Origin of the sequence: Enterococcus ratti (genome assembly GCF_001886195.1) — a bacterium.
In the GTDB taxonomy this organism is placed as follows: domain Bacteria; phylum Bacillota; class Bacilli; order Lactobacillales; family Enterococcaceae; genus Enterococcus_B; species Enterococcus_B ratti.
This window is the reverse complement of record NZ_JXLB01000026.1, coordinates 1-26,946: the sequence shown is the minus strand read 5'-3', so window position 1 is coordinate 26,946 and position 26,946 is coordinate 1. Positions and strand designations below refer to the sequence as shown.

22 protein-coding genes, 1 other RNA gene and 1 pseudogene are annotated in these 26,946 nt (G+C 33.2%); 9 read left to right on the top strand and 15 right to left on the bottom strand.

Features of this window, described 5'->3' with window-relative positions; genetic code table 11:
• The 3 genes and pseudogenes from RV14_RS10360 to gdhA form a co-directional block, all read right to left on the bottom strand.
• Positions 1–82 (bottom strand): annotated as a pseudogene (locus RV14_RS10360) (IS200/IS605 family transposase); the annotation flags it as partial.
• A 264-nt stretch (positions 83–346) separates the two neighbouring features.
• Positions 347–1,693, bottom strand: coding sequence for a glucose-6-phosphate isomerase (locus RV14_RS10355; protein WP_071856185.1), 1,347 nt, complete (start codon positions 1,691–1,693; stop codon positions 347–349).
• Between the two features lie 110 nt (positions 1,694–1,803).
• Positions 1,804–3,153, bottom strand: coding sequence for an NADP-specific glutamate dehydrogenase (gene gdhA / locus RV14_RS10350; protein ID WP_071856184.1), 1,350 nt, complete (start codon positions 3,151–3,153; stop codon positions 1,804–1,806).
• A 113-nt stretch (positions 3,154–3,266) separates the two neighbouring features.
• On the opposite strand from gdhA, the gene RV14_RS10345 reads away from it, so the two are divergent.
• Entirely contained in the window at positions 3,267–4,517 is a 1,251-nt protein-coding gene (locus RV14_RS10345; protein WP_071856183.1) for a BaiN/RdsA family NAD(P)/FAD-dependent oxidoreductase, read from the top strand.
• A gap of 118 nt (positions 4,518–4,635) precedes the next feature.
• Here RV14_RS10345 and ybaK read toward each other — a convergent pair whose 3' ends face one another.
• The 3 genes from ybaK to RV14_RS10330 are packed head-to-tail and all read right to left on the bottom strand — an operon-like array spanning position 4,636 to position 7,082.
• Positions 4,636–5,121, bottom strand: a complete 486-nt coding sequence (gene ybaK / locus RV14_RS10340; protein WP_071856182.1) for a Cys-tRNA(Pro) deacylase — start codon at positions 5,119–5,121, stop codon at positions 4,636–4,638.
• A gap of 10 nt (positions 5,122–5,131) precedes the next feature.
• Positions 5,132–5,896: a type I 3-dehydroquinate dehydratase gene (gene aroD, locus RV14_RS10335; protein ID WP_071856181.1), complete on the bottom strand. Its 765-nt coding sequence runs from the start codon at positions 5,894–5,896 to the stop codon at positions 5,132–5,134.
• Positions 5,897–5,909: 13 nt separating this feature from the next.
• Entirely contained in the window at positions 5,910–7,082 is a 1,173-nt protein-coding gene (locus RV14_RS10330) for a class I SAM-dependent rRNA methyltransferase (protein WP_071856180.1), read from the bottom strand.
• Between the two features lie 229 nt (positions 7,083–7,311).
• Here RV14_RS10330 and RV14_RS10325 point away from each other — a divergent pair, with 229 nt between their 5' ends.
• The 3 genes from RV14_RS10325 (at position 7,312) to RV14_RS10315 (ending at position 10,884) form a co-directional block, all read left to right on the top strand.
• The gene (locus RV14_RS10325; protein WP_071856179.1) at positions 7,312–9,453 is read left to right on the top strand and encodes an LTA synthase family protein; all 2,142 of its coding nucleotides are present in this window, start codon (positions 7,312–7,314) and stop codon (positions 9,451–9,453) included.
• A 209-nt stretch (positions 9,454–9,662) separates the two neighbouring features.
• On the top strand, positions 9,663–10,391 hold the full coding sequence (locus RV14_RS10320) for a hypothetical protein (RefSeq protein ID WP_071856178.1): 729 nt from the start codon (positions 9,663–9,665) through the stop codon (positions 10,389–10,391).
• Entirely contained in the window at positions 10,378–10,884 is a 507-nt protein-coding gene (locus RV14_RS10315) for a hypothetical protein (RefSeq protein ID WP_071856177.1), read from the top strand. The genes RV14_RS10320 and RV14_RS10315 overlap by 14 nt, the downstream gene beginning before the upstream one ends.
• Positions 10,885–11,292: 408 nt before the next feature.
• On the opposite strand, the gene RV14_RS10310 is transcribed toward RV14_RS10315, so the two are convergent.
• The 3 genes from RV14_RS10310 to RV14_RS10300 are packed head-to-tail and all read right to left on the bottom strand — an operon-like array spanning position 11,293 to position 13,785.
• Positions 11,293–12,738: a sensor histidine kinase gene (locus tag RV14_RS10310; protein WP_071856176.1), complete on the bottom strand. Its 1,446-nt coding sequence runs from the start codon at positions 12,736–12,738 to the stop codon at positions 11,293–11,295.
• The gene (locus RV14_RS10305; RefSeq protein ID WP_071856175.1) at positions 12,738–13,454 is read right to left on the bottom strand and encodes a response regulator transcription factor; all 717 of its coding nucleotides are present in this window, start codon (positions 13,452–13,454) and stop codon (positions 12,738–12,740) included. The genes RV14_RS10310 and RV14_RS10305 overlap by 1 nt, the downstream gene beginning before the upstream one ends.
• Complete coding sequence (locus RV14_RS10300; RefSeq protein ID WP_071856174.1) at positions 13,429–13,785, bottom strand: SdpI family protein; 357 nt, start codon at positions 13,783–13,785, stop codon at positions 13,429–13,431. Before RV14_RS10300 ends, RV14_RS10305 begins: the two co-directional genes overlap by 26 nt.
• Before the next feature lie 144 nt (positions 13,786–13,929).
• On the opposite strand from RV14_RS10300, the gene RV14_RS10295 reads away from it, so the two are divergent.
• From RV14_RS10295 to RV14_RS10275, 5 genes are all read left to right on the top strand, one after another.
• The gene (locus RV14_RS10295; protein WP_071856173.1) at positions 13,930–14,703 is read left to right on the top strand and encodes a Cof-type HAD-IIB family hydrolase; all 774 of its coding nucleotides are present in this window, start codon (positions 13,930–13,932) and stop codon (positions 14,701–14,703) included.
• Positions 14,704–14,913: 210 nt separating this feature from the next.
• Positions 14,914–15,281: a transfer-messenger RNA gene (ssrA, locus tag RV14_RS10290) on the top strand.
• A gap of 465 nt (positions 15,282–15,746) precedes the next feature.
• The gene (locus RV14_RS10285) at positions 15,747–15,953 is read left to right on the top strand and encodes a hypothetical protein (RefSeq protein WP_071856172.1); all 207 of its coding nucleotides are present in this window, start codon (positions 15,747–15,749) and stop codon (positions 15,951–15,953) included.
• 250 nt (positions 15,954–16,203) lie between these two features.
• The gene (locus RV14_RS10280) at positions 16,204–16,641 is read left to right on the top strand and encodes a Panacea domain-containing protein (protein ID WP_071856171.1); all 438 of its coding nucleotides are present in this window, start codon (positions 16,204–16,206) and stop codon (positions 16,639–16,641) included.
• Entirely contained in the window at positions 16,625–17,647 is a 1,023-nt protein-coding gene (locus tag RV14_RS10275; RefSeq protein ID WP_071856170.1) for a hypothetical protein, read from the top strand. The genes RV14_RS10280 and RV14_RS10275 overlap by 17 nt, the downstream gene beginning before the upstream one ends.
• Positions 17,648–17,926: 279 nt before the next feature.
• Here RV14_RS10275 and RV14_RS10270 read toward each other — a convergent pair whose 3' ends face one another.
• From RV14_RS10270 to RV14_RS12785, 6 genes are all read right to left on the bottom strand, one after another.
• A complete protein-coding gene (locus RV14_RS10270) occupies positions 17,927–20,557 on the bottom strand; it encodes a DEAD/DEAH box helicase family protein (RefSeq protein WP_071856169.1) in 2,631 nt (876 codons plus the stop codon).
• Between the two features lie 2 nt (positions 20,558–20,559).
• The gene (locus RV14_RS10265; RefSeq protein WP_071856168.1) at positions 20,560–22,437 is read right to left on the bottom strand and encodes a site-specific DNA-methyltransferase; all 1,878 of its coding nucleotides are present in this window, start codon (positions 22,435–22,437) and stop codon (positions 20,560–20,562) included.
• A gap of 882 nt (positions 22,438–23,319) precedes the next feature.
• Positions 23,320–24,090 carry a trypsin-like serine peptidase gene (locus RV14_RS10260; RefSeq protein WP_084650374.1) on the bottom strand — a complete coding sequence of 257 codons (771 nt, stop codon included), beginning with the start codon at positions 24,088–24,090 and terminating at the stop codon, positions 23,320–23,322.
• An 891-nt stretch (positions 24,091–24,981) separates the two neighbouring features.
• Positions 24,982–25,620, bottom strand: coding sequence for a nitroreductase family protein (locus RV14_RS10250; protein WP_071856166.1), 639 nt, complete (start codon positions 25,618–25,620; stop codon positions 24,982–24,984).
• Between the two features lie 31 nt (positions 25,621–25,651).
• Complete coding sequence (locus RV14_RS10245) at positions 25,652–26,056, bottom strand: MarR family winged helix-turn-helix transcriptional regulator (protein WP_071856165.1); 405 nt, start codon at positions 26,054–26,056, stop codon at positions 25,652–25,654.
• 610 nt (positions 26,057–26,666) lie between these two features.
• Positions 26,667–26,934 (bottom strand): Spy0128 family protein (locus tag RV14_RS12785; protein ID WP_281245808.1); only part of this gene is annotated, 268 nt, incomplete at its 3' end.
• Between the last annotated feature and the right edge of the window lie 12 nt (positions 26,935–26,946).

Here is a 26,946-nt window from a genome sequence, read left to right as displayed (position 1 = left end):
TTCTTCTATACTTTGGTGTGAATACAAAGTGGCATTTGCATAGCCACTTTGTATGGGCTAAACTATTTGCTTTAGTAGCCATTTCTTAGCCCTTTCAATCGTTAAAATATGACCTGAACAACCATATTTTAACGATTGAAAGGGCTTTTTGGTAGAACCTTTTGTTCCCCACCTGCATAGCAGGTGGTTTTATGTTTCCCTCGCTTTGCGAGCTCAACTAGGTCTAAAGACGATAATAAAAAAGCACTCAAATTGAGTGCTTTTTTTTAGTTCACTATCACTAGTTTCATTTTTAAGCAAACATGTTACTATCACTTTTTTTGAAAATTAGTAAAAAGTCCTTATCTTACAAACGTTCGTTCAATTCTTTGGCAAGATCTTCAAAGCCCGGTTTTCCTAAGAGTGCAAACATGTTTTTCTTATAAGCCTCCACTCCCGGTTGATCAAACGGATTGATTCCATTTAAGTAGCCTGAGATACCTACCGCAATTTCAAAGAAGTACATCGTATAACCTAATGTATAGGCATTCATTTCTGGAATGCGAACCAATAAGTTTGGCACTCCCCCATCAGTATGAGCCAACAGTGTTCCTTCAAACGCTTTAGTATTGACAAAATCAATTTCTTTTCCTTGTAAGTAACCTAATCCATCTAAGTCTTCAGATTGCTCAGGAATTCTAACAGATTGACGGGGCTTTTCAACTTTAATGATTGTTTCAAACATGTTGCGGCGTCCTTCTTGAATGTACTGCCCTAATGAATGCAAATCCGTTGAAAAGTTTGCACTTGAAGGATAAATTCCTTTTTGATCTTTCCCTTCTGATTCGGCGTACAACTGTTTCCACCATTCTGAAAAATATTGCATTCCTGGTTCATAGTTGATCAATAATTCCGTTACTTTTCCTTTCCGATAAAGAATATTGCGCATTGCAGCATATTGATAAGCTTCATTTTCTTCTAATTTATCACTTGAATATGCTTTACTCGCATCAGAAGCTCCTTGCATCAACGCATCAATGTCTGCTCCACTAACAGCAATTGGTAATAACCCTACTGCGGTTAAAACGGAAAAACGACCACCTACATCATCTGGAATAACAAATGTTTCCCATCCTTGTGCATCCGCTTCAACTTTAACAGCACCTTTTGCTTTATCCGTTGTAGCATAAATACGTTTGTTGGCTTCTTCTTGCCCATATTTTTTAATTAGTAATTCTTTGAAAACACGAAATGCAATGGCAGGTTCAGTCGTTGTTCCTGATTTTGAAATAACATTTACTGAAAAATCGCGATCACCGATCACTTCAATCAAGTCAGCAAGATAAGTAGAACTGATTGAATTTCCTGCAAAGAAGATTTGAGGGGCTTGACGTTTGTTGCTATCTAAGTAGTTATAGAAGGTATGGTGTAAAAATTCGATTGCTGCGCGAGCACCTAGATACGATCCACCAATTCCGATAACTATGAGAATTTCAGAATCCGATTGAATTTTTTTAGCCGCTTTTTTAATACGAGCAAATTCTTCTTTATCATAATTAGTTGGCAGATCAATCCAGCCACGAAAATCACTTCCAGCACCCGTTCCTTCACGTAATACTTTGTCTGCCATCGAAACTTGGCTTTGCATGTAGCTTAATTCATGTTCATTGACAAAGGGTGAAACTTTTGAATAGTCAAATTGTATATGTGCCATCTTTTATTCCTCCTAAAAAAATTAATACACACGTATACTTTACGTTTTTTTTTATTATTTTTCAAGTAATTATGTCATTTAACATTAATGTTTACAAGAAAGTTTCATTTTTAAACTAACCCTTGCGCATACATGACTTTTGCCACTTTTTCAAAACCAGCCACATTCGCACCCAATAATAGATTTTTTTCATTTCCATATTCAGTAGCCGTTTTGCAACAAGTTTGGTAAATGTTTTGCATAATATCGTCTAATTGTTGATTTACTTGTTCTTTTTCCCATGATAAGCGTTGCGAATTTTGACTCATTTCTAATGCAGAGACCGCTACCCCTCCAGCATTTGCTGCTTTACCAGGACAATACCATACGCCTGCTTTTTCAAAAATAGAAACTGCTTCCAAAGTACAAGGCATATTTGCGCCTTCTGCTATAATTTTCACGCCATTTTCTACTAAAATTTTAGCATTGTCTTCCTTGATTTCATTTTGAGTAGCACAAGGTAGCGCAATATCTGCCGGTTCTTTTAATGTCCAAACAGATTCATTGGCATGATATATCGCCGAGCTACGGCGTTTTGCATATTCCGTTAAACGTTGTCGCTTTTCTTCTTTGATTTGTTTTAATAAAGATAACTCAATTCCTTCTGGATCATAAATGTATCCACTTGAATCTGAGCAAGTAACGACTTTCCCTCCTAGTTCTTGGGCTTTTTCAATTGCGTAAATTGCCACATTGCCACTTCCTGAAACAAAAACTGTTTTTCCTGTAAAACTGTCTTGTTCTTCTTGTAACAAATGTTTAACATAATAAACTACCCCATAACCTGTAGCTTCTGTACGGATCTTACTTCCCCAAAAATCAAGTGGTTTACCTGTCAAAACTCCTGCATCATATTGCTTTAACCGTTTGTATTCACCAAATAAATAGCCAATTTCTCTTGCACCTACACCGATATCTCCAGCCGGTACATCCATCGATGGTCCAATGTGCTTAGCTAGTTCAAGCATGAAACTTTGACAAAAGCGCATAATCTCCTCCTCTGATTTTCCCTTAGGATCAAAGTCGCTGCCGCCTTTTCCACCACCAATCGGCAGTCCAGTCAAACTATTTTTAAAAATTTGTTCAAATGCAAGGAACTTAAGAATACTTAAATTGACACTGGGATGAAACCTCAAGCCTCCTTTATATGGACCAATTGCTGAATTATATTGGATACGATAGCCGCGATTGACTTGCCAGTTTCCTTCATCATCTTGCCAAGGCACTCGAAATTGAATAATTCTTTCTGGTTCCACTAATACACCTAAAATATTTCTTTTCATGTATTCAGGATGTTTTTCTAAAAACGGCACTGCTGCTAACATAAATTCATCAATGGCTTGCAAAAATTCGACTTGTTCTGACTCTTTTTGATGTAGTTTATCTTGAATCAATTGAACATACTCTGTTGCATTTATCATTGTTTCACGCTCCTTTTATAATCTTCTTACATTTTAGCCTATTTTTATTGGATGCTCAAAACATTTTCTGTTTTCTTCTAATAAATATGCTACACTTTCTCTGAGGTGAGAAAATGAAAAAAAATTATGACGTGATCGTTGTCGGAGCGGGTACAAGTGGCATGATGGCAGCGATCAGCGCTGCCGAATATGGCGCAAGCGTTCTTTTAATTGAAAAAAATAAAAAGGCTGGAAAGAAATTACTGATGACTGGCGGCGGCAGATGTAACGTGACCAATAATCGATCGGTGGAGGATTTGATTGCTCATATTCCCGGAAATGGCAAGTTTTTATACAGTACCTTTTCACAATGGAATAATCTTGACATTATGGAATTTTTTGAAGCTCAAGGAGTCTCTTTAAAAGAAGAGGATCATGGTAGAATGTTTCCCCTCACCAATAAATCAAAAACGATTGTTGATGCACTCATTCAACGATTAAATGAATTGAACGTTACCCTTTTATTTGATACGCGCGTAGAAAAACTGATCCACGATAAAAATCAAATTTATGGAGTACGAAATGAAAAGGAAGAATTTCAATCCAGCCGTGTCATATTAACGACTGGTGGAAGGACTTATCCATCTACTGGATCTACTGGCGATGGTTATAAAATTGTCAAAAAAGTAGGTCATACTATTACACCACTTTACGCGACAGAGTCTCCCTTAATTTCTGAAGAATCCTTCATTGAAGACAAATCATTGCAAGGGCTGTCTTTACAAGATGTTTCTTTGAAAGTTCAAAATAAAGAAGGAAAAATCGTCACCGAACACGTGATGGATCTGCTTTTTACTCATTTTGGCATTTCTGGTCCAGCTGCATTAAGATGTTCAAGTTTTATTAATCACGAATTGAAAAAGACCGGTAAACCTGTCACAGTTGTATTAGATTGTTTCCCCACAAAATCCGTACAAATCTTAAAAAATGAATTAACTAAAAAAAGCATTTCATCGAAAAAAACCTTACCAAATGCTTGGCATGGCTTTTTACCAGAACGTCTTCTTGCATTTTTTCTTGAAAGAAAAAATCTGTTCACATCTATCGGTGTTCAAACAACAGAAAAAGAAATTGAAGCGTTTGTTAAGCTTTGTAAATCCTTTTCTTTTAAAATATCAAAAACCTTTCCAATTGAAAAATCGTTTGTGACAGGTGGCGGTGTTTCACTAAAAGAAGTTAATCCTAAAACGTTAGAAAGCAAATTAGTTCGCGGGTTATTTTTTGCCGGTGAACTTTTGGATATTAATGGCTATACTGGCGGATTTAATATTACAGCTGCTTTTGCAACAGGTCATGTCGCCGGACAACATGCAGCCGTTTCTTAATTAATAAGAGCGTGGAAAAAAGAATGGTTTTACTCCACGCTCTAAACACAGATAAACGACGGAAACAACTCCTTCAAAGTGAATCCTTCTGCCCCAATTTCTTTACGTATACATTTTATTATAAAACAAGCTCTGCAAACATTCCCTTTACTAAAACACAAAGATCTTGAGGCGAAAGTTCCATTTGAAGTCCACGCTTTCCAGCCGAAACAATAATCGTTTCTTGTGATTTAGCTGCTTGTTCGAAATAAGTTGGAAATAATTTTTTCATCCCAATTGGTGAACAGCCACCACGAATGTAGCCTGTTGTTGCCTCTAACTCTTTTAAATGAAGCATTTCTACTTTTTTATTGCCGGACACTTTTGCTAATTTTTTTAAGTCGAGCTCTTTATTTCCGGGAATGACTGCCACGATCGTTCCTGTTTTATTTCCGACTGCTACTAATGTTTTATAAATACGCTCTTCATTTTCAGACAATTGTTCAGCGACTGAAGAAGCACTTAAATGGTTGTCATCCCAAGCATATTCATGCTCGATATAAGCAATCTTTTTTTGTTCGAGTAATCGAATTGCATTGGTTTTTACTTGTTTCTTTTTTGCCACATTTTCACCTTCAACTTTTATCGTTTCTATTTAATAATTCAATTATTTCTTTTAGTTCTTTGACTGTCATTTGTCCGGAAGCCGTGCTTTTTTCGGGAGTTAATGCACCAAAAGTCATCACAGAGCCTGTCAAATTTCCTGACAAACGGGAAATCATTCCTAACTTTCCCATAGATAAAGTGATCAACGGCATGGACACAAACGCACCTGCTCGTCTTGTCAACTCCATCAAACGTAAAACGTCTCGTTCATTCTGAGGAGTCACAGCAATTTTTCCAATAGCTGCACCAAAATGCTCCATCAGATTCAATTGATATAACAATACTGGATCAGCCGGTGTTTCTTTGAAGTTATGTGTACTAATAATTATTGGGATATTTAACTGACTAATTTGTGCTAATCGCTCTTTTTCAAAACTTTCAATTTTAGATAGCTCAATATCAACCATGTCAACTAAACCAGAATGAACCACGCTTTGATATAAAGCATGGTAACCACGGATAGATATCTCTTGCTTTCCGCCTTCTGCTAATGTTCGAAAGGTAAATAGGAGAGGCAGCTCTTCTAGCATTTCATGGAGAAGTGTCAAGGTCTGCATTACAGCGTCCGCTTGAAAGACATCTTCATAATAATCAATACGCCATTCAACTAAATCTGTACCAGATTCTTTTGCAAGCACGGCTTCTCGCAAAAGTTCTTCTCGGGTTTCACCGATGAGCGGCGCACAAATTTTAGGCCGCCCGGCACCTAAATCTACTCCTTTCACCTGAATCATTTGTCCGTCTCCTTTATTTTGTGATTTGATAGATAAAGACTTTGAGATAATTTCCTTCCGGAAAAGAATCAATCGTTTGAAAATCTTGAGGTAAGCGATAGAGTGCTTTTCTTTCAAATATAACGTTGGCTGCCACCAATTCCTTTTCAATCATTTGTTCAAAATGCTTTACACTTACATTAGCGGCATTTGTTGATGCAATCAGAATCCCTTTATTTGCCAAAATAGCCAAACTTTTTTTTACTAATTCGCCATAATCTTTCGCCACTCGAAATACTTTCTTTTTATTTCTAGCAAAGCTTGGTGGATCAAGAACAATTAGATTATAAGTCAGGTTTTTCTTTTTTGCGTATTTAAAATACTCAAAAACATCCATTACAATAATTTTTTGTGTACTTAAATCTAGCCCATTCATTTCAAACTGTTCTTGCGTTTTTTTCAAGCTGCGTTTTGCTAAATCCACACTCGTCGTTTCTAAAGCGCCTCCCATCGCTGCGGCTACAGAAAAAGCACCTGTATAACTAAACATATTTAAAACAGTTTTTCCTAAACTCAATCCATCAATTAACGCACCTCTTACTTCTTTTTGGTCTAAAAAAAGACCGGTCATTAGCCCTTCATTTAAATATACAGCATAAGAAACACTATTTTCTTTTATAATTAGAGGTTCAGGAGCGGTTTTGCCATAAACGTGTTGACTTTCTGGCAATTTGTCTGTTTCAAAACGAATTTTTTCATACACCCCTTCAATGTCTGAATAAACTTGTTGAAACGCCGATAAAAGACACGAACGATACGTATAAAGAGTTTCATTGTACCAAGAAACTACAGCAAATTGCGCATAATAATCAATGATTAATCCCCCGATACCGTCTCCTTCTCCATTAAATAGACGAAAAGCGGTAGTTTGTGCATCATCAAAAAAAACGGCTCGTTTTGCTTTTGCCTCGGTAAATTTTTTTTCAAAAAAAGATTGATTAAAAGGTTCTTTTTTTGGACTTAATACCCAACCAATTCCCTTATTTTGTTTCCCTAAATAGCCTTTAGCTAAAAAATAATTTTGCGAATCAACAAATTCGATCCATTGAGTCGTTTCTTTTTGAAAATGGACTAAATCATCTTTTTGAATCAATGGATAGCCGTTTTTTATTCGATTGCTTGCTTTTTTCGTTATTTGTACTTTCATTGACTCACCTACTTTATCTTTTTCACTTATTAGTATACCAAAAATTAAGTGGACTGTCTTAGCGTTCGTGTTGACAAGACATAAAGAAATCATTAATCCACAGTACAAGTTTTTAATTTCAATTGACACTATTTTTTTCTACGAGTAGAATAGGAGAGAATATGTAATTTGAGGAAATAAAACTTCAAAACACTCTGTAGACAAGAAGAGTGCGGAAAGGAAGAGCGCATTGAAACGGATAAAAACACCCGCCTTTTTAAATAAAAGGCTTGGATTTTTCGCTTTGCTAGCTGTTTTACTTTGGATAAAAACGATTTTTGCTTACTTATTTGATTTTAACTTAGGTATTGAAAGTGGCGTACAATACTTTATCCTATTTATTAATCCAATTGCTACCACGCTATTATTACTGGGAGTTGCTTTGTATATCAGACGTACGAAGACTGCTTATATCACGATGATGACTATTTATTTTCTTTTAACCTTGCTTCTTTTTTCTAATATCACCTATTATCGTGAATTTACTGATTTTATTACAATCAACACCATTTTGGGCGCAGGAAAAGTAGCAAGTGGACTGGGGGAAAGTGCTATTCGTTTATTTAGACCTTATGACCTCCTTTATTGGGTCGATTTTATCGTTCTTTCCATGTTATTGTTCACGAAAAAAATCAAAATGGATCCTCAACCGATTCGTGCACGTATGGCTTTTGCTCTATCTACTTTAGCTGTCATGATATTTTCCGGCAACTTGTTTCTAGCAGAAGCGGATCGTCCAGAATTATTGACACGTACGTTTTCCAGAGATTATTTAGTCAAATATTTAGGACTAAATGCTTTTACGGTTTATGATGGAATCCAAACGTATCAAACAAATCAAGTAAGAGCTGAAGCAAGTCCAAACGATATGAAAGACGTCGAAAATTATGTAAAAGAGCATTATGCCGAGCCAAATGATAAAACGTTTGGGATTGCAAAAGGAAGAAATGTTATCTATATTCATTTAGAAAGTTTTCAACAATTTTTGATTGATTATAAGCTCAAAGATGAGAACGGCGTTTCACATGAAGTGACTCCTTTTCTTAATCGTTTATACCACAGCAACAGTACTTTTAGTTTTGATAATTTCTTTCATCAGGTGAAAGCGGGTAAAACAAGTGATGCCGAAACTTTGATGGAAAACTCATTGTTTGGCTTAAATCAAGGCTCATTGTTTACTCAATTAGGTGGTAAAAATACCTTTCAAGCAGCTCCTGATATTTTAAGCCAAACACAAGGATATACGAGTGCTGCTTTCCACGGAAATGCAGGAACTTTTTGGAATCGGAATGAAACGTATAAAAAACTAGGTTACAATTATTTCTTCGATGCTTCTTATTATGATGTTAATGAAGGCAATTCATTCCAATATGGGTTACATGATAAACCATTTTTCCAACAATCAGTACAATATTTAGAACATTTACAGCAGCCGTTTTATTCAAAATTTATTGCGGTATCAAATCATTACCCTTATTCTAAATTTACTAATGAAGAAGCTGGCTTTCCATTAGCTTCAACCGATGATGAAACAATCAATGGCTATTTTGCAACAGCAAACTATCTAGATAGAGCGGTAGAAGAATTTTTCAATTATTTAAAAGCTAGCGGACTTTATGATAATTCTGTTATTGTTCTTTATGGAGATCACTATGGTATTTCTAACTCTAGAAATAAGACTTTAGCCGAATTAGTTGGCAAAACAAGCGACACTTGGACTAATTTTGATAATGCCCAAATGCAGCGTGTTCCTTATATGATCCACCTTCCCGGACAAACTAATGGCGGAATCAATCACACGTATGGTGGTCAAATAGATGCTTTACCGACTTTACTTCATCTTTTAGGAATCGATACAAAAAATTACAATCAATTGGGACAAGATTTGTTTTCAAAACAACATGAACAAATCGTTGCCTTTCGTGATGGGGATTTTGTTACTCCTAAATATACTTATTATGGCGGAATAATTTATGCAACGCAAACAGGAGAAGCCATCACAGAACCAACGCCAGAAGTCCAAAATAAAATTGATTCATTAAAAGAAAAAGTAAATAAACAATTAGCTATATCGGACAAAATTAATAATGGTGATTTGTTGCGCTTTTCTACCGATACCGGCTTAAAAGTAATTGAAGCAAACGATTTTGATTATAAAAATGGCTTGAAACACTTGATTGACACAGAAAAAGCATTAGGTGATCAATCAACGAGTGTCTTTAGCAAAAATAATCATCAATCTACGCAAGATTTATATGAAACAAAAACGTATCAACAGTTGCATGGAACACAGACTGCTAATTCTGCGCTGCCTTCTGATGCAAATAAATGATGGTGTTTCTCCAAACTTTTTTCTATTAAAAAAGCTGAAATTCTGTAAAAATCACTTCTTGATTTTTTGTGATATTTCAGCTTTTTGCTGTTGCTTTATATAGCGTTATTTGTTCTTTTTTCTTTGAAAAAATGTTTTCCCTATTTCACTATACGATTTTCATACTTTATTCACATTCATTTTTTATAATTTATTAAGAGGTGAAAAAGATGAGAATGCTTCGCTATTCCATTGCACGTTTATTTTATTATAAAAAACAAACAATTTTTTATTGCCTATTTTCAAGCATTATTGCTTTTTTATTGATGTTTGCATGTAATTTATATCACTTACAAGCCATTTTATATACTCAAGTTGAAGCACGCCTTCGTTTTTTAGATACAGCTGCATTTGCTGGATGGTTTCCATCTTTTTTATCTGTTAAACAATTTTATATACACTTAATTTTGTTTTTACTTTTTTTATTTGCAGGAGTATTTATCTTTTTCTTTCAACAGACTTTAAAGCAAGATCGCTTTGAATTAATTAACTGGCGTTTAGCTGGATTATCTAAAGAAAGAATTTTTTTGTTTATTGCTTGTCAAGTAATCTTACCTTTATTAATCTGTTGTGTTTTCTTATTTATATGGACGGTATTGTTCCAAAACTTTTACCAAAACGTTTTACAGACCGCTAATTTTTGGAGTCTAAAGTTATTTGAATTACCGGATACTCACGTAATTTTATCCACAACGAATCGTTTATCTATTCCTATGGATCAACAAACTTTTTTTAAAATCAACTTTGTAAATGAACTTTTCTTCACGGATACAATCAAAAGTTTCTTTCAGACAGTTGGTATCTTGACTATCATTAGCCTTATCCTTAGTGCCTTTCAGTTTTTAATTTTTTATCAACGCTTAAAAAAAGGAAAGGTGGTCTCTTATGAATACATGTAACCTTCCGCTGTCTTTTGGCGAATTAACTGTTATCATTTGTCCAAAAACAAAGCAGGTAGTCTTATTGAATACGTTGAAAACCCAAGCACTCTCAATCCTTCAAAAAAGATTTATCATCGTTCAAAAAAATTGGCCACTATTTCCTTATTTAAAGGTCAAAGACCAAGTATTACTTAATTTATCAGAAGACAAGAAAGCACGTTTAACTTATCAAAAAGAATTGAAGATTGACCCTGTGCTTTTGAATAAAAGATCGGATCATCTTTCTCTTTTTGATAAAATCAAACTTCAGTTGTTGCATGCCTTACTAGCTAAAAAAGATGAAATCATTATCGAAGATTTGTTCGAGGAACTCAGTATAAGTGAAACACAAGAATTGCTTGACCTATTAGCCTATTTAGTAAAAAATGAACAAAGAGCTATATTATTATTATCTCACGATGAGGCGATCGCCCATAGTCCGTATGTCAATAAACTATACGATGAACGTTAAAAAATAGAAACATCAGATTTTTCTCTGATGTTTCTATTTTTGGTTACATAAAAAGCACTCGTCACTGTAAGATTAAAATGGTGAAATTTAAACAATCATCTTATATTGATGCAATCGACCTCTTTACCAATAGATAATAAAACAAAAGATTTCGGAAACAAGTACTGCTGTTTTCGCTAAGCACTTTAGTTGAAGAAATCCATCAAATCACCCCGTTAAATCAACAGTTAGGCAGCCTCTAATTGATCATCCAAAAATGAAAATAAAAACGATTTATATGCGTATACGAAACAAGTATTTTTCAGTAAAAATACTTGGAAAAGCGTTTAGAAACAAGAGTAATTTTGATTTTACGTTCAAAATTACTCTTGTTTTCTTTTTGAAAAGGATTATTGCATCAGCTTCTTGCTATTTAATTTCAATGTTTGGTAATTTAACCGTAAATGTAGTTCCTTCTCCAATTTTACTTTCTACTTCTAATTTTCCTTTATGGAGACGAACGAGTTGTTGAACGATCGGTAAACCTAAGCCAGACTCACCATATTTCGTATTTTTTCTAGACGGATCAACTTTGTAATAACGATCCCAAATACTTTTCATTTGCTGTTCTGTCATTCCGATGCCCGTATCTTTTATTCGAATAATTGTTTCTAAGTATCCTTTTTCTAATGAAATCGTGATTGTTCCATTTTCAGTAAATTGTATGGCATTTTGAATAATATTAACCATAATTTGGACGAAACGATCATAATCAGCATAAACTTCCGTCTCTTCTTTTGCCTCTAAAACTAAAACATCTCCTGCTGCTTCTGCTTTTGTTTCTAATTGTGCGACAATGTTTTTTAGCGTTTCTGTTCCATCAAACTTCTTGATGACCATACTAATCTGATTGGTTCTAATTTTTTCGTAGTCTAAATTTTCATTGACGAGTCGAATCAGACGTTCCGTTTCATTTTTCATTAACTTAATCGCATTTCCCCGTTGATCTTCAGGAATGGCATTATACGCCAACCCTTCAAGCAATCCATTAATCGTAGTCAACGGGGTACGCATTTCATGAGAAGCATCGGCCATGAATTGCCTTCTACGATTTTCTTGTTCTTCAATTTCTGTTTGTGATTCTTTCAATGAATTAGTCATTTTATTAAAATCATCGGCTAATTCATCAAATTCATCTTTATCATTAACTGGCAATTGTACATCAAAATTTCCATTCGTTACCTCTTTGGTCGCATTACGCAAACGATTGATCCGCTTCACTTGAAAAGCGGCAAATGCATAACTCGCTATAATCGCTACGATGCTGGAAAAAATAAATCCTTTGAATAAATTCAGCGTCACCGAGCGAACACTGTTATCAATATTTCTGGCCGGTTGACTGATAACTAATCCCCCATAAAATTCATGATTTAAATTAAATGGAACCAGCGCATAAGAAGTAGCTTGATTTTCCCCAAGGATATTCTTATTAGATGTAAATTTTACTTGCCGTCCATTTCTCAAATTCTCCCATTGCTTTGCTGTAATGGAAAAATCCAGTTCTATGTGATCATTGGTCGGATAAATCACTCGCTCATTTTTATCAATAAAAATAAATTTAACGTTTTGTTCGGACAAAACTTGTTCTGTTAATAATAATGAATTTTGAAAGGCTTGATCTTGAGTCAATTGAGGAACGATATCTGTGTAGGTTTGAGTCGTCTTTTCAACAGACTCTGCATAACCAAAAAGCTGTTGATAGTTATTTTCTTCAATAGTTTGTTTGGTTAACTGTGTAAATGAAACGCCTACGATTAAAATGATCATGGCGATCATTCCACAAAAAGCTAATAATTGTTGGTAGAGATACCGCATTAGGCAACACCAGAATCATCAAATTTATACCCTACGCCCCAAACAGTTTGAATGACTTGTGGACCTACCTTTTCAATTTTTTGTCGCAATTTTTTGATGTGCGCATCTACCGTTCGTTCATCCCCAAAATATTGATAATCCCACACTAATTCAAGCAATTGTTCACGAGAAAAAACCTGTCGCGGTTTTTTTGCTAATGTGAATAAAAGATCAAATTCTTTAGGCGTCAAACCTTCAATAGATACTTCATTTAAGTATGCCTCACGCGTTTTTGTATTCATTTTAAAATGTTCCGTTTGAATATCAAAATATTCATCTGAATTAGCAAGTTCTTCTTTCATCTCAACTAATTCGCTGCGACGATGCAATGCTTTCATTCGTGCAATTAACGTTAATGGGCTGAACGGTTTCGTCACATAATCATCGGCTCCCATTTCTAAGCCAATCACTTGATCGCTTTCTGAATCACGTGCAGTTAACATGATGATAGGAACTGTGCTAGAAACTTTTCGTATTTCTCTTCCTACTAGCATGCCATCCATTGTTGGTAAATTTAAATCAAGCGTGATCATATCCCAATACTGTGGTTTTTCTAAAAAAGCGTCTAATCCTTCTTTGCCGTCATATTTAAAGGTGGCTTCCCATCCTTCATTCAAAAAAAACATCTGCATCATTTCAGATACGGATTGGTTATCTTCGATCATTAAAATATTCATCTTTGTTTCCTCCCATTTCATCATCAAGATGTTGTAACTTTTTTTCTGTTAATATAAAAATTGGCATAATTGGAAAAATTAACATCAACATTTCAATTATAAAGTAGTTTGTAAGTCCAGTTTGCTTTAATAAATAGCCGATCAAAGTCATGAGTAATCCGAAAATCAAAAAATATTTTCCGCTGGTTTTTTGTGCTAAACGCCAATGCCGTTTTGAGTGCGCAGCACGTGGTGAATGATAGCCGTAAAAAGGCAAATTTCCTTTAGAAGGCACTAAAATAAACAAACTGCCCATGACGGACAAACAGAGTCCGATTGTCAAAAAAATCATAAAAAAACCTCCTAAAATCTCTCTTTCTAGTATACTCTAAAAAGGAGTTTGAACCAATATGTTCAGAAATTCTTCATGAAAGGTTTGTCTTTTGTTCATTCTTTGTTAAGATAAGAGTAAGCTAATAAAAAAGGAGTTTTTTTCGTGTCAAATTATCGTGGAATTACTTTTTTCGATCTTGATGGTACTTTACTAGATGCTCGATCAAAAATTACACCGGAAGTGACTCAGGCAATCCAAACGTTGAAGAAAAACAACATTTTGCCGGTCATTGCCACTGGACGAACAGAAGCAGAAATCAAGGCAATCATGTTAGATTCTGATATCACATCAGCAATCACTATGAATGGTTCTTATATCAGTGTAGCAGGTAAGGAAATCCATTCGGAAAAAATTACTGCCGATGAATGTCAAAGAATGCTCGATCATGTCAACTTGCAAGGGCATCAACTCGCTTTTTATAACCATCAACACATTTGGTGTACCGCACATACACAAACAATGATTGATGCGTATAACTACGTTCATTCAGAAGTACCAGAAATCAATTCTCAAGCTTTTTTAGACCATCCGATCAACATGATGCTTATTTTATCAGAATCAGGCGATGCATATTATCATGAACATTTTCCTGATTTAACCTTTTACCGAAATGGTCCTTACTCTATAGATACAGTAAAAAAAGGCATTTCTAAAGGAATCGGCGTAAAACGATTAAAACAAGAACTGAATCTTAGCAATGTTCCTACTTTTGGCTTTGGTGACGGTCCCAATGATTTTTCTCTACTAGATGCTTGCGACCACAAAATAGCAATGGGAAATGCTTATGAAGAACTAAAAGAACTTTCAACCTTTATAACAAAGAAAAATACAGAAGGCGGAATTGTTCACGCACTAAAACATTTTGATTTAATTTAACTTTTTACGAAGAACAAAAATAGTTGGCACAATAACTTTTTTTGTTCTTATTTTTTTCTAGTTTACACCATCAAGTACTTCATTTTTCAAACTTTTATTTATTTTTCAATTGTCTGCATAAATTTTCTTAACACGTTTATTGTTGTAAAAATCCATTTTTGTGTTATAATTTGTTTTGTGTAAAAATTATACGTAAGTCCTGATTGATACGGGGACGTTACGGATTCGACAGGCACAGTTTGAGCTTGAATTGCGTTTCGTAGGTTACGTCTACGTTAAAACGTTACAGTTAAATATAACTGCTAAAAACGAAAACAACTCTTACGCTTTAGCTGCCTAAAAACAGCCGGCGTAGATCCTCTCGGCATCGCCCATGTGCTCGAGTAAGGGTCTCAAATTCAGTGGGATACGTATCGACTTTCCGTCTGCAAGTCGATAAAGAGAACATCAGACTAGCGATACAGACTGCCTGTCACTCGGCAAGCTGTAAAGCGAAACTTCAAATGAGTTGACTATGAACGTAGATTTTTAAGTGGCGATGTGTTTGGACGCGGGTTCGACTCCCGCCGTCTCCATTGTGATTTTTCAGTAGATTTCGCTAAATGCTTAAATCCTTGTTGCACAAGGGTTTGAGCATTTTTTATTTTCGCTAAAATTCGTCAAATAATTATAAATGGCATTCAAAAAAATACATTTTTTAATGTTGTATACTTTATATATATAACTGACTTAATTTTACAAAACAAATATTAGTTCGTATACTTTCGTTGAGGTGAGCAACATGATAATCGAACTAGATGAACATCTGCTTTGGTTTAAATACGACCCATCAGAAAAAATTTGTCAAAGATTTATATAAAGTCTGGAATGACTATTTGAAGTATACTATCAAATAATTCTCTAAAGTCCTATTCCAAGGACTTTTTTTTATTTCAAAAAAAAAAAAATAAAACTTTTTAGTTAATATGTATTGACGTTCGTTTAAATCTACTATATAATAAGTATGTAATCAAGAACAACTACTGAAAATTTGGAGGAATTACATGACAATTATAGACACAGACAAGATACAACAATTACTAGATTCTGATATTTCTGCTTATAAAATTGAAAAAATGACAGGCGTTACTCGATCGAACATCTCTTTGTATCGAACAAAAGCAGCGAAAATCTTAAACATGAATTTGGACAAAGCAATCAAATTACAAAAATTTTGGGAGGAATACAAAGATCAAAATTGCGATCAATGACTTTGTAGCGAATGTAAAATTAAATGCAGTATGAAATTTGATAATTTTATAGTTATGCACTCCTCTTTTTAAGGAGTTTTTGTGCAACAGAATATGTGAAAAATAATTAAATAATCTCACTAATTTTTTAAAATACTTTACGATCGCTTAAACCGTTGATATACTTAGCTTGTAGAAATAGTCTATATTGACACGCAGTTAGCGTTGTTATGCAATGCCATAATTTTATATTAGAATGGAGGAAGAGGAAATGACAATGAGAGATTTAGCTGATCATGTAATTGCTCGTGCTCAAGGCACAGGAGTAGGAATTACTAATTTACAGCTTCAAAAAGTACTCTACTTCACGTTGATTGAGGGGTTGAAGGAAAGAGCCATAAATAAAAATTGGCTCACTGAAAATTACGATGAAAGTTTTTTGGTTTGGAGATACGGACCTGTCATTGAAAGCATTTATGAAAAATATTGTATCTATGGAGCGTCTAAAATATTTGAATCAAAGCATGAAAATAATAATTTTCGCTTTTTAAATAGAATAATAGATAGACTGCTTAATGAAGATGTTTTTGATTTGGTAGATGAAAGTCATCAACATAAACCTTGGAAAGAAAATAAGGATCACATAGTTTACGGTCGCAGTGATATACCTTACACATCGGAGGATTTACTTGATGCAGCAAAAAAGTGATGATACTTTAAAAGAAGCAGAAATAATCGAATTAGAGCAGAATTACATCAAAAGTAGTCCTGCTTCTTTTGTGGAAAAAATCCAAATTATATATGAACAATATACCATGAATAAATATGGTGAAGAGAAATTAGAAAATGATTTCAAAGATTTATACGAATTAGCAAAAAACATCAATCCAGCAGCTTTACCTTACGCTCAATTAACTACATTAATCTTTAGAGATGATATGGACGAAGAGGCTACTGATGCATTTATTCAACGACTCACACGTTTTTATACCAAGATTTTTGAATTTAAAAAAAATAATAACGATTTAAAAAAATTAGATGCAGTTTCTATAGCCACTTTAGCAAAAGTAAAAGAGCATCTTAGTTTAGCTCTTAGTCAAAAAAACAGTCTTTACAATAAACAAAAGCAAGAATTATCAAATTTAAAAAAGTTACTTAAAGACGAACAGGCGCATTTAGCAAATTTACAAGATCAAACCGACAATTATAAAGAAAAATACGATAAAATGACTATCGATTTTCTTAGCATGATGGGAATATTCTCCACGATAATTTTTGCTGTATTTGGTGGACTATCACAAATTGGAGCTATTGGCGATAATCTAGCAGAAACACCTATTTCTAAAATTCTTATGTACATATCCTTATCAGCTATCACGTTGATATTAATTGTATTTATTTCATTTAATGCAATATCCAAATTAACTCATTTAAAACTAAGAAGTTGCAATTGTGAAGATGAAAAAAGTTGTGCTTGCAATGTATATCAGAAACACCCTACTTTATCCTTTAGTTTGTTCTTTTTTATAGACTTATTTTTATTCTCGATCATTTTGAAGGCCACAAGACATTCTGATTGGCTCGATCCTATCCACAGAATGCTTAGTTTACCAATAAGACTAGAGTCAATTATCAAAATTTCGTTAATTGCTTCTTTTTTGTCATTCAATATTTACATGTTTTGTAAGCTTATTCCCTCTAAAAAGAATAAATAATATGTACCGCCCCTCTTTTGATGTACATATCCCAAGATTTTTGGTTCGACGCTTAGGGAGCGGTACATTAAACGTTCTTTTGAAGTTTTTTTCGTTTGATTTTGATTAATAGAGAAATTTTCGTTTTTCCATAGATATTAAGTTCATAAATAAAATTGCTAATGGGGTTGTATCTCTGTAAAACTTCCATAACAATTAAATCTTTATTGAAATTCATTTAATTATTTACATGTAACAATTGTATCTCTCACTAAATGAAGAATTGCATGTTCATATCCGTTACAATCCTTCAGTAAACAATCCAACCTTATTATCTAAAAATTCACCATCATTAACCTTTTCAGATAATTCATCGATAAATTCTCGTTCATTATCTTCATTATAAAATTTCATTCCGATCAAACGAACTTCTTCATTTTCACCAATCACTTCTAGATCTGAATCATTTATTTCATATAGCATTTTTTGTTTCCAAGCGTCATTAGATTCTAAATGCTGCCCTTTTGGCTCAATATAGACTTGATAGTTAAAATTTTCATTTTCAAGATACAAAATAAAATCAGGCATAAACCCTCGTGGTCCATTAAATTCTGTCAGTTTTAAACGAATTCCTTTTTCATCGTTACGAATAAGATATACGTTTTCATATTTATTTTCTAACGTTTGGACAAAAGTTCCTATCAAATCCACTAATTTTTTTTCTGTGCCATTCACAATCGCATGAGTATAGACAAACCAATCTTTGCCTTTCATTGGATAAGAAAGGATATGTTGCGTTACTTGACCAGTCTGAAATTTAGGTGAAACTATTTCATAATCTTTCAATACATCTCTAATAGGAACAGGTTTAAAGACTTTTAAACCAATTTCTTTTTTATAGTTTTTGCGAATCTTTTCTTCACAATACATCAAAAACTTATCAATAATTTCTAATTTTTCAATAGCAGATAGGTCAGAGATATGCTGTCCTTTTGGCAGAGAAACCTTGATAGAAACTCCATTAAAGTACTGTGGACTATTCATTAATTCTTCTTTTGACTCAAGCAAAGGTAAATAATTTTTTAAATTAGAAAAACGGAAAAAAGGATTTCGCTGTAACGCTTTTTTAAAGAAACGTTTATCTACATGTAAAAATTCTGATTCTCGTCGGATAACTGTATCATCACTGATTTTCCCTTGATAATCTGTTTCTACAGTTGAACCGATATATTCCGTTTCCCATTCTTTTAAAATTGTAAATTTATCTAACGACGCATAATCTTCAGGCGTCGTTGCTCTACTTTCATTGATAAATAAGTTTCCTTGCTTATAAATACTTGTATTTTTGAAAGAATTTTTTAATTTTGTTGCATAAATCTCTACTGTTTCATCACTAGAGCTAATCAAGTTAACAGCATCCATTGATTTTTTAAGATTAGCTAAATAACCTTTTTCATTGATTGTATGATAATGCAATGTTTCTAAAAAACGTAAATCACTATTCACATGATCAAACCTACGTTGATAGCCCTTCTCTCCTTTATATTCATAAGGAAAATATCTTGCACCACGCCCAATTAATTGAGCTTCACTATCGGTTGCGTTTCTAGTTACTCCCGCTCCTTCAGAAATACGCACAATATCATACAAATTCAAAACATCCCAACCTTCGTTTAGTTTTGCGACAGCAAAAATCACACGAATTGGATTATTGATGTTCTCTAATGTATTTAGTAATACGGCATTGCCTTCACTAAGAAGACTCTTTTCATTCGCATTTAAAATATTTCTTGGTTCAAAATCTTCTTGTATTTCTCGGATGATCCTATCTAAATCTTGTTTTAAAAAATAAGAAAGTACTGTGCTTAAAGTAGAGTTTGAAGGAACCGTTGTATTTCTTTGTCGAATATACTTAGATAAACTTTCAACAGACAAATTCTCAACAATTGCGTTAAACTCTTGTTGTTTTTGTTCAGAAACTTTGATTTTACTAGACTTGAACATAATAATCGGCTTGAAATAAGGGATACCATTCTTTCTGGCAAGCAATTTCCGATATTGGCTTAACAACAGAGCATCTTTCATTTTCTCATCATCATTATCTGAAGATTGTAAACGTAAAACATTTTTTGAATAACCATCCATCATAAATTCGCCTAAATCATATTTATAGATAATTTTATCACTGTATTTTTGAGACATATTTTTATCATCCATATTAATGGTTGCCGAAAACTCTAATAGTTTATTACTATTTCTCAAGTACAACATTTTATTAATCGTATTTTCCCACGACTGCTCTTGTTCTTTTTCTTTCTTTGTGGAGGCATTGAAATGATGGGCTTCATCTCCTAAAATAACAATATCTTCTTCTTCCAAACTATCCAAAGAAATACCATTTTCTTTTGGTTTATTCAATTCACCATGAATTTTTTGAATGGTAGTTAATTTCAAATAAATAGTATTTGTATCTTTCACAGCAGGAAAATTATCCACTGCTTGAATCACGATTTGTTCCCCATCAATAAAAATACCATTAGGATTAAACAAGTACTTGTTTGATTGCGTATTTAACATATTCTCTTGTGTTTTCTTGATAATTGCATCGGTATTTACAAGAAAAATAAAGTTCTGATAATTGAATTCTTTATATAAATACAACATCAAACTTGCCATCACCATAGTTTTTCCTGAACCTGTTGCCATATTAAACAAGAGGTGTTTACGTTGAAACCCTGCATCACTAATACCTGCAAGCAATTTATCATCTTGCATAAATTGAAACCTTCTAAAAGCTTCTTCCTGATAATGCCGAAGTTTATCTTTCAAGTTCGTTTTGACGTATTCAGGAACTTCATGGGGATTACTACTCGTATAAAACATGTTAGACATTTGACTAGCCAACCATTTATATAGCCGTTCTTTCGCCATGACTATTCCTCCTCACCATTATAAAAGCTATGATTAAAAGCTTTGTCACTATCAGAAATTACAACATTTTTATCTTCAATTTCAGAATAAGGCACATATAATTGATTCTTGTCTAATGCTTTTTTGAAAATTTCTTTTTGTTCTTCAAAAGTTAAATCCTTGAAAGTAATCGAACCTGCTTCTTCATCATATTCTTTTAATAACTCATTGGTTAGTTTCTCTTTGTCTAATTGGAAATTCAAATCAGCCTTATTATCCAATTCATCCCACAAATCAACTAATTCTTCTCGAGTAGACACTCGGTCAATTTTGTCCATATAAGTTTGATTCAGTTCCATCAACTCAGCATAAACAAATGAACCTCCACCTTGCCAATTAACATCTTTAGAAATACCACCTTGTTCCCCTTCAATCACTTTTTGAAGCCTTGGAACAGACACCGTATTGATATAATTCATCTGTTCAATACCAATAAAGCGTCTATTCATTTTCATAGCCACAGCTTGAGTAGTTGCAGAACCCATGAAAAAGTCTAAAACTATATCATTTTCATTAGAGCCTAGTGAAATAAGATTCTTTATTAATAGTTCTGGCTTTGGAAAATCAAATTTTCGCCCATTAAATAATTGCATCATTTCTTCAGAACCTCTTTGATTACTTCCAAAACTAGTATCCCAAAAATCATTTGCTATTTGACCTTTTGAATTATGCAAATATATTTTTCCATAAGGTTGTTCATCCCCACCTTTTGTCCAATATATTTCACCTCTTTTATCTGCATTCAATATATCGGATTTTGACTTCATCCAAGGCCCTTTTAACACCTTTCCACTAGGAGTTTCCAAATCAAAAATATATCTACCTCTTGTTTTATGGAGTAAAATTGCTCTCCTAAATTTTCCTTTTTCATCAGAATACCGGTACTCTTTTTTTGCTTTTTCTGTCAAAGGTAATTTTGACAATGCTGCACTTTCTTTTTTATATATTAAAATATAATCTGTTACTTTTGCAAACTCTCCAATATTTGCTTGATTATCCGATTTTCTCCATGAAATTGTACCTACATATTTATTCAATCCAAATATTTCATCACAAGTTATTTTTAAGTATGCATATCCTTCTTCTCCAGTAACAATAAATATCGTTCCATTTTCACCCATTAATGTTGAAGCTATTCCTAATCTATTTTTCATAAATGTTAACCAAGTAGATAACTTGAAGTTAGAATTGTAATTAAATGAATCACTACCTTTTTCTTTAGAAAAATAATACGGTGGGTCTATAATAATTAGTTTGACTTTCCCCGCATATCGTTCTTTCAATGAATGCAAAGCTAGCAAGTTATTCCCTTTAATAATCAAATTATCTTCACTACTAAAAGAATCAACATCATGTTTCCCTTTGACATCATATTTTTTAACATTTACTAAGGCTTTTGGTGCGAAAAGAGTGTCTATTTCGTCTCTTGCAATGACTTCATTATAAAAAATTTCTTCTTTTCCGACATCCTCTTTTGTCATTCCACCTTCTAAAACACAGTCTTTATAAGGAAAATCCAACACTACGTCCGTATTATACTGTAAATATTTTCCTTCACTTGTTAATCCAATTGTATTTGAATATTTCGTATAGCTGTCTGCCCAATAATCCTTATACCGTAAAATATCAATAAATTCTTGCACTTTAAAAATAACGACATCTCCAGCTTTTACTGAATAGTTCTCTCTAATCTTTTGATTTTTCAATAATGCTGAAATTAAAAGTGCATCATAACTTTTTAAATCGTTAATCACAATTGGTCTTTGCAGTTCTTCACCATCCCAGTATTGAGGAAATTCTTTTAAAATCGCTTTTATTTGTTGCATTAATCGAGTATCCATCTGTTAACTCCTAACCATCATCTTGTCTTTCTTATTATATCAAGTACAATCCTATAAGTCATGTGTAAATGAAAGACAGCCGTGTTTCTATCTGTCTTTTAAAACCTTCTATAAATAACCCAACAACATTAGATAATGCTTTCAATTCTCTAAAAACAGAGATAAAACCGAGAACATTTGGGAAAATCGTTGAGTATTTTTAACTAAAACCATATTTATCCTGCAATTTTCTGTCCTCCTGAGAAACGCATACCTATTCTTCGTAGATATAGCAAAAGAGCCGTCATCTACATAAAGACCAACAAATTCTCAATTTAGATTATTTTTTATACATTTGTATTTGTAATTCGATCCTTCTTATTTATTGCTCTCTTCTCTTTTCCAGAATCATTTTATTTCATATTTTAAACTGAAAAACTTACAAATTGATTATAGTATGGTGACTCTCTAATACCATGCAAAAATTAAAAACAGAAGAAGAATTAGCGTCTTCTTACCTAAAAAATCGCAGACATTATTCATACAAATTTAAGATTCATGCAAGCAAGTTCGATAAAAGTTTGCTTCTTTAAATGGATGGTTGAAACAAACATGAAAAAAATATTGTTAACTCAACATTTTTTTATTCAAGGAAAAAAAGGAAAAAACTGCAAAAAAACACTCAACCATTTAAACAGTTGAGTGTTTTTGCTTTCATACGTCTCTTTAACTCTTATATTTCACGTTCTTCACATCTTTTTAGTACAACTTTTAATAACAAGTTTTATTTTTTAATCTAAAAAATAAAACTGTAAACAAATTGCTAAATTCAGAAAATCGTTTACAGTTTTAACCAAATTTTGAATGGTTTATTTTGACATCATTTAAAGTTAAACCGTATTTTTATGAAAGATGTGCTTGAATAGCTTGATAAACGGATGTGTTTATTTTTACTCCTGCATTTGTTGGATTAGGATTAGAAGGAAGTGAGCCATTAGTGTGAACGCCTACGACTTCATTATTTCCATTTATGATGGGAGAGCCGGATTGTCCTCCAACAGTATCCATCGTATATCTTATTCTGCTGTCCATTTCACTGACGACTTTGCCATAGCTTTTCCACATGGTGCCACGGGGCTTATCTGCAGGATAGCCCATCGTACTTAAAAGGGTACCCTCAGCAATCGAGTTAGTTAACGCAACTGGCAGCATTGGCACTTTATTTCCAATGCTTTCACCATTATTCGGTGCCACCGTTACAACGGCATAATCAAAATTACTGTTTGCTTTTTTCAAATATTCTTGAGGAATATACACAGACTGAGCGGTAAATCTTCCATAAGGTTCGTTTTCTCCATTTCGCCCCGGAATAATTGTTATCTCGCTTGGACGATCATAAAAACTTCTCACCACGTGTGCGGCAGTTAAAACCGTATTTTTTCCAACGACAGTACCACTTGCTCCAGCTATCCATACTACACTGTTATAAGGAGTCGCTTGTGTATTAAAAATTCGAAAACGCTGATCTGCTCCTATAATCGAGCGAACGCACTTGCTTGTTTTTTGTAGCGCCACTTGATTTTCCTGAGTAGTCGCTTCAACAATTTCTAAACTTACACCACTTGATACACTTAAACTTGCTGCCAGCAAACCTGTTACTATTAACTTTTTCATTCTATTCCCTCTTTTCATTTAATTTAGATACTTTTATAGTTATTAATTTCTCGTTTTTCTTAACCACCTCCTTAGTTTTTCTGGAAAATTCACTTCTCTTTTAATTACCTTTTATAAGAAAATTTGACAATAAAATAACTTTTAGCTCATCCTTTTTCTATGTACTTTATAAGTTTTTAATTTATACAAATCAATCCTTCCTTTCTTATACTAAAGAATAAAAGAGGCGTTATAAGCAAACTTGTTTCATTGATCAAATCAGTTAAGGAATTTTTTATTTAAACTTTTCCTCTTTTTGTTGAAAATGTTATTATTATTTGCATATATTTCTTTTCTTATAATTTAATCATACTTAATAAATCTTCCTTTCGCAAATAATTTTTACTGTTATATAAACTTTTGCGGTTTACTCCTTCTCTAAAATATATAAAATTTAATAACTATCTTCTATTACACATATTAATAAAACATGTTATTTAAAACTAAAAAAGCGCTCATTTACAAAATTAAAACATAATCATGTAAACGATCGCTTTTTTATTATTTAATCATACAAATTGTTACTCAGATTATTTGCTTGATCTTTCTAAGATTCATCAACCGCCTTAGAAAGAATAATTTTTGGTTTTTGATTACTGTATTATTCCATATTTTTTGCTAATTTTTGCAACAACGGATTTTGATTATGTGCTTCAATAGCTTGTCTGTCCTACCACTTTTCAATCATCACAAATTCACTGTTCGCATCAATTGATTCACACAATTAATAACTTAAACATCCTGTTTTTTTGTACTCTTCATCACTTGCCCAATTTCTCCAAGAAATGCCGTTCTTTTTTCTAGTTTAATTGAAAATTTTGCATGAATCACGATCATTATTTTCTCACTCACTTATTTAAACGTTGTAATTTTTTCTGGTGCTAGCCGAACCGATTCATACCCTTCTTCTACCGATTTACCAATGGATAAAATCAGTACCGGAACATAGCGTTCTTTATCCAAACCAAAACTTTCCGCTAGTTGATCTGCTTCGAAACCACCAATCGGATTTGTGTCATACCCGTGACTACGAGCCACAAGCATCAATTGCATGGCAGCCAAACTTGCATCAATTTTTACCACGTCATTCATTTCTTGATGCGTAAAGTTTTGATAATAGGGAAGGATGGCAGCAAGTTGCTGGTCACGAACTTCCGGCGGCATTTTACCTTCTAATACCGCTTGATTATAAATTTCTTCTCCATATTCATAACAATTCATGTCGCCAAATATCATAACCATAGCAGCAGAAGTATCATTTTGTCGTGTATTAAAACGAATTAATGGTTTTAACTTTGCTTTTGCTTCTTCACTTTCTACTACAACAAAGCGCCAAGGCTGCATATTTACAGAAGATGGGGCAGTCGTTGCTTCTTGAATCATCGCTAACATTTCCTCATGAGAAATCTTCACTGTCTCATCATATACACGGATTGATTTTCTTCCAAATACTACACTCGAAAAATCATTATTTAGTAATTCTTTGCTCATCTTTTTTCTCTCTTCTTTCTCCATTAAATAATTAATAAAGTTTGTTCAACAATTTTGTTAGTTCAGTCATTTCTCCATCTGTTAAAGAAATACATAAAGAACCAGCAGATTTTTGATGCTTTTTTTCACATTGAGTTAATTCTTGTTTTGCCTTATCAGACAATAAAACAAAGACTTCTCGATTATTGGCTGGATTTCTTTTTCTTGAAACATACCCTTTTTCTTCTAAAATTTTTAAATGTCTAGAAATAGCAGCATGATCAATTTTTAAATCTGTTTGAATATGGTTTTGCAAACATTCACCTTTATCCAATAAAAACAGTAGCATTTCATATCTTGTCAAACTAAAGCCTGTTTCTTTCTCAAACAAAGCTGTTCCTTCTTGACTAATTACTTTGATTTGATAAAGTAAGCGGCTTAGTTTTCTCAAATCCATCTTCATCCTCCCTTTTAATTGATTCATCAATAATTGACTTGTCAATAATATACTTCTTTTTTATACACTTGTAAAGTGAATACTACTAAAACAAAAAAAGAACAATCCCTAATTGCTTATTTCTTTTGCAACTAACTCATTAAAAATACTGTTTCTTTCATTTACAAAATTCGCAGCAAATTCTTTAAATGAATAGAACTTAATTCAAAACATAAATACCTCTTTGACCACTCATTTACTGATCAAAGAGGTGTTTATAAAGATTCTTAAGTCTATTTGGGCTTGTGAAATTAAGCAAAGAACATTCATTTTTCGCGGTCTTTTCTAATGTTCTTCCTACCTTTTTGTCACCTGTTTTCTAAAAATTAGAATTGCTTACGTTTTCTGCGAGTATAGTAGATGCCAACTGCAATTATTACTACAAACACGCCTAAAACAATCCAGCCACTCAGCAATTTGTCATTGGTTCCCGGTAAGATCGTTGTAATTTGTTTTGCTGCTTTCACTTTATTGTTAAAAACAATCTCTTCTTTTTGGACGACCTCAGTAACCCATTTATCCGCTTGCTTTTTCACATTTACTGTCACTCGGTAAACTGTTGTATCATAANGTTCATCAAAATAGATTTGGCCGCTGGCGTCATTGCTTTTAGTTTGTAAAACTTTTCCGCTTTCATCCACTAATTCAAAGGCAAATTCGTTGGCTTGTAAATGACGTCCTGTTAGGATTTTTTCGGCTTGTAAGACGACATTACCGGCTTGTGGCTTGTAATGATTGGTAAAGACTGGATTGCCTTCATAAGTGGCACTCGCTACGAGTTTTCCTTTTACTTCTGTTACCTTCACTGTCACACCTAACTCTTTAGCATCATAGCTAATCGTACGATCTGA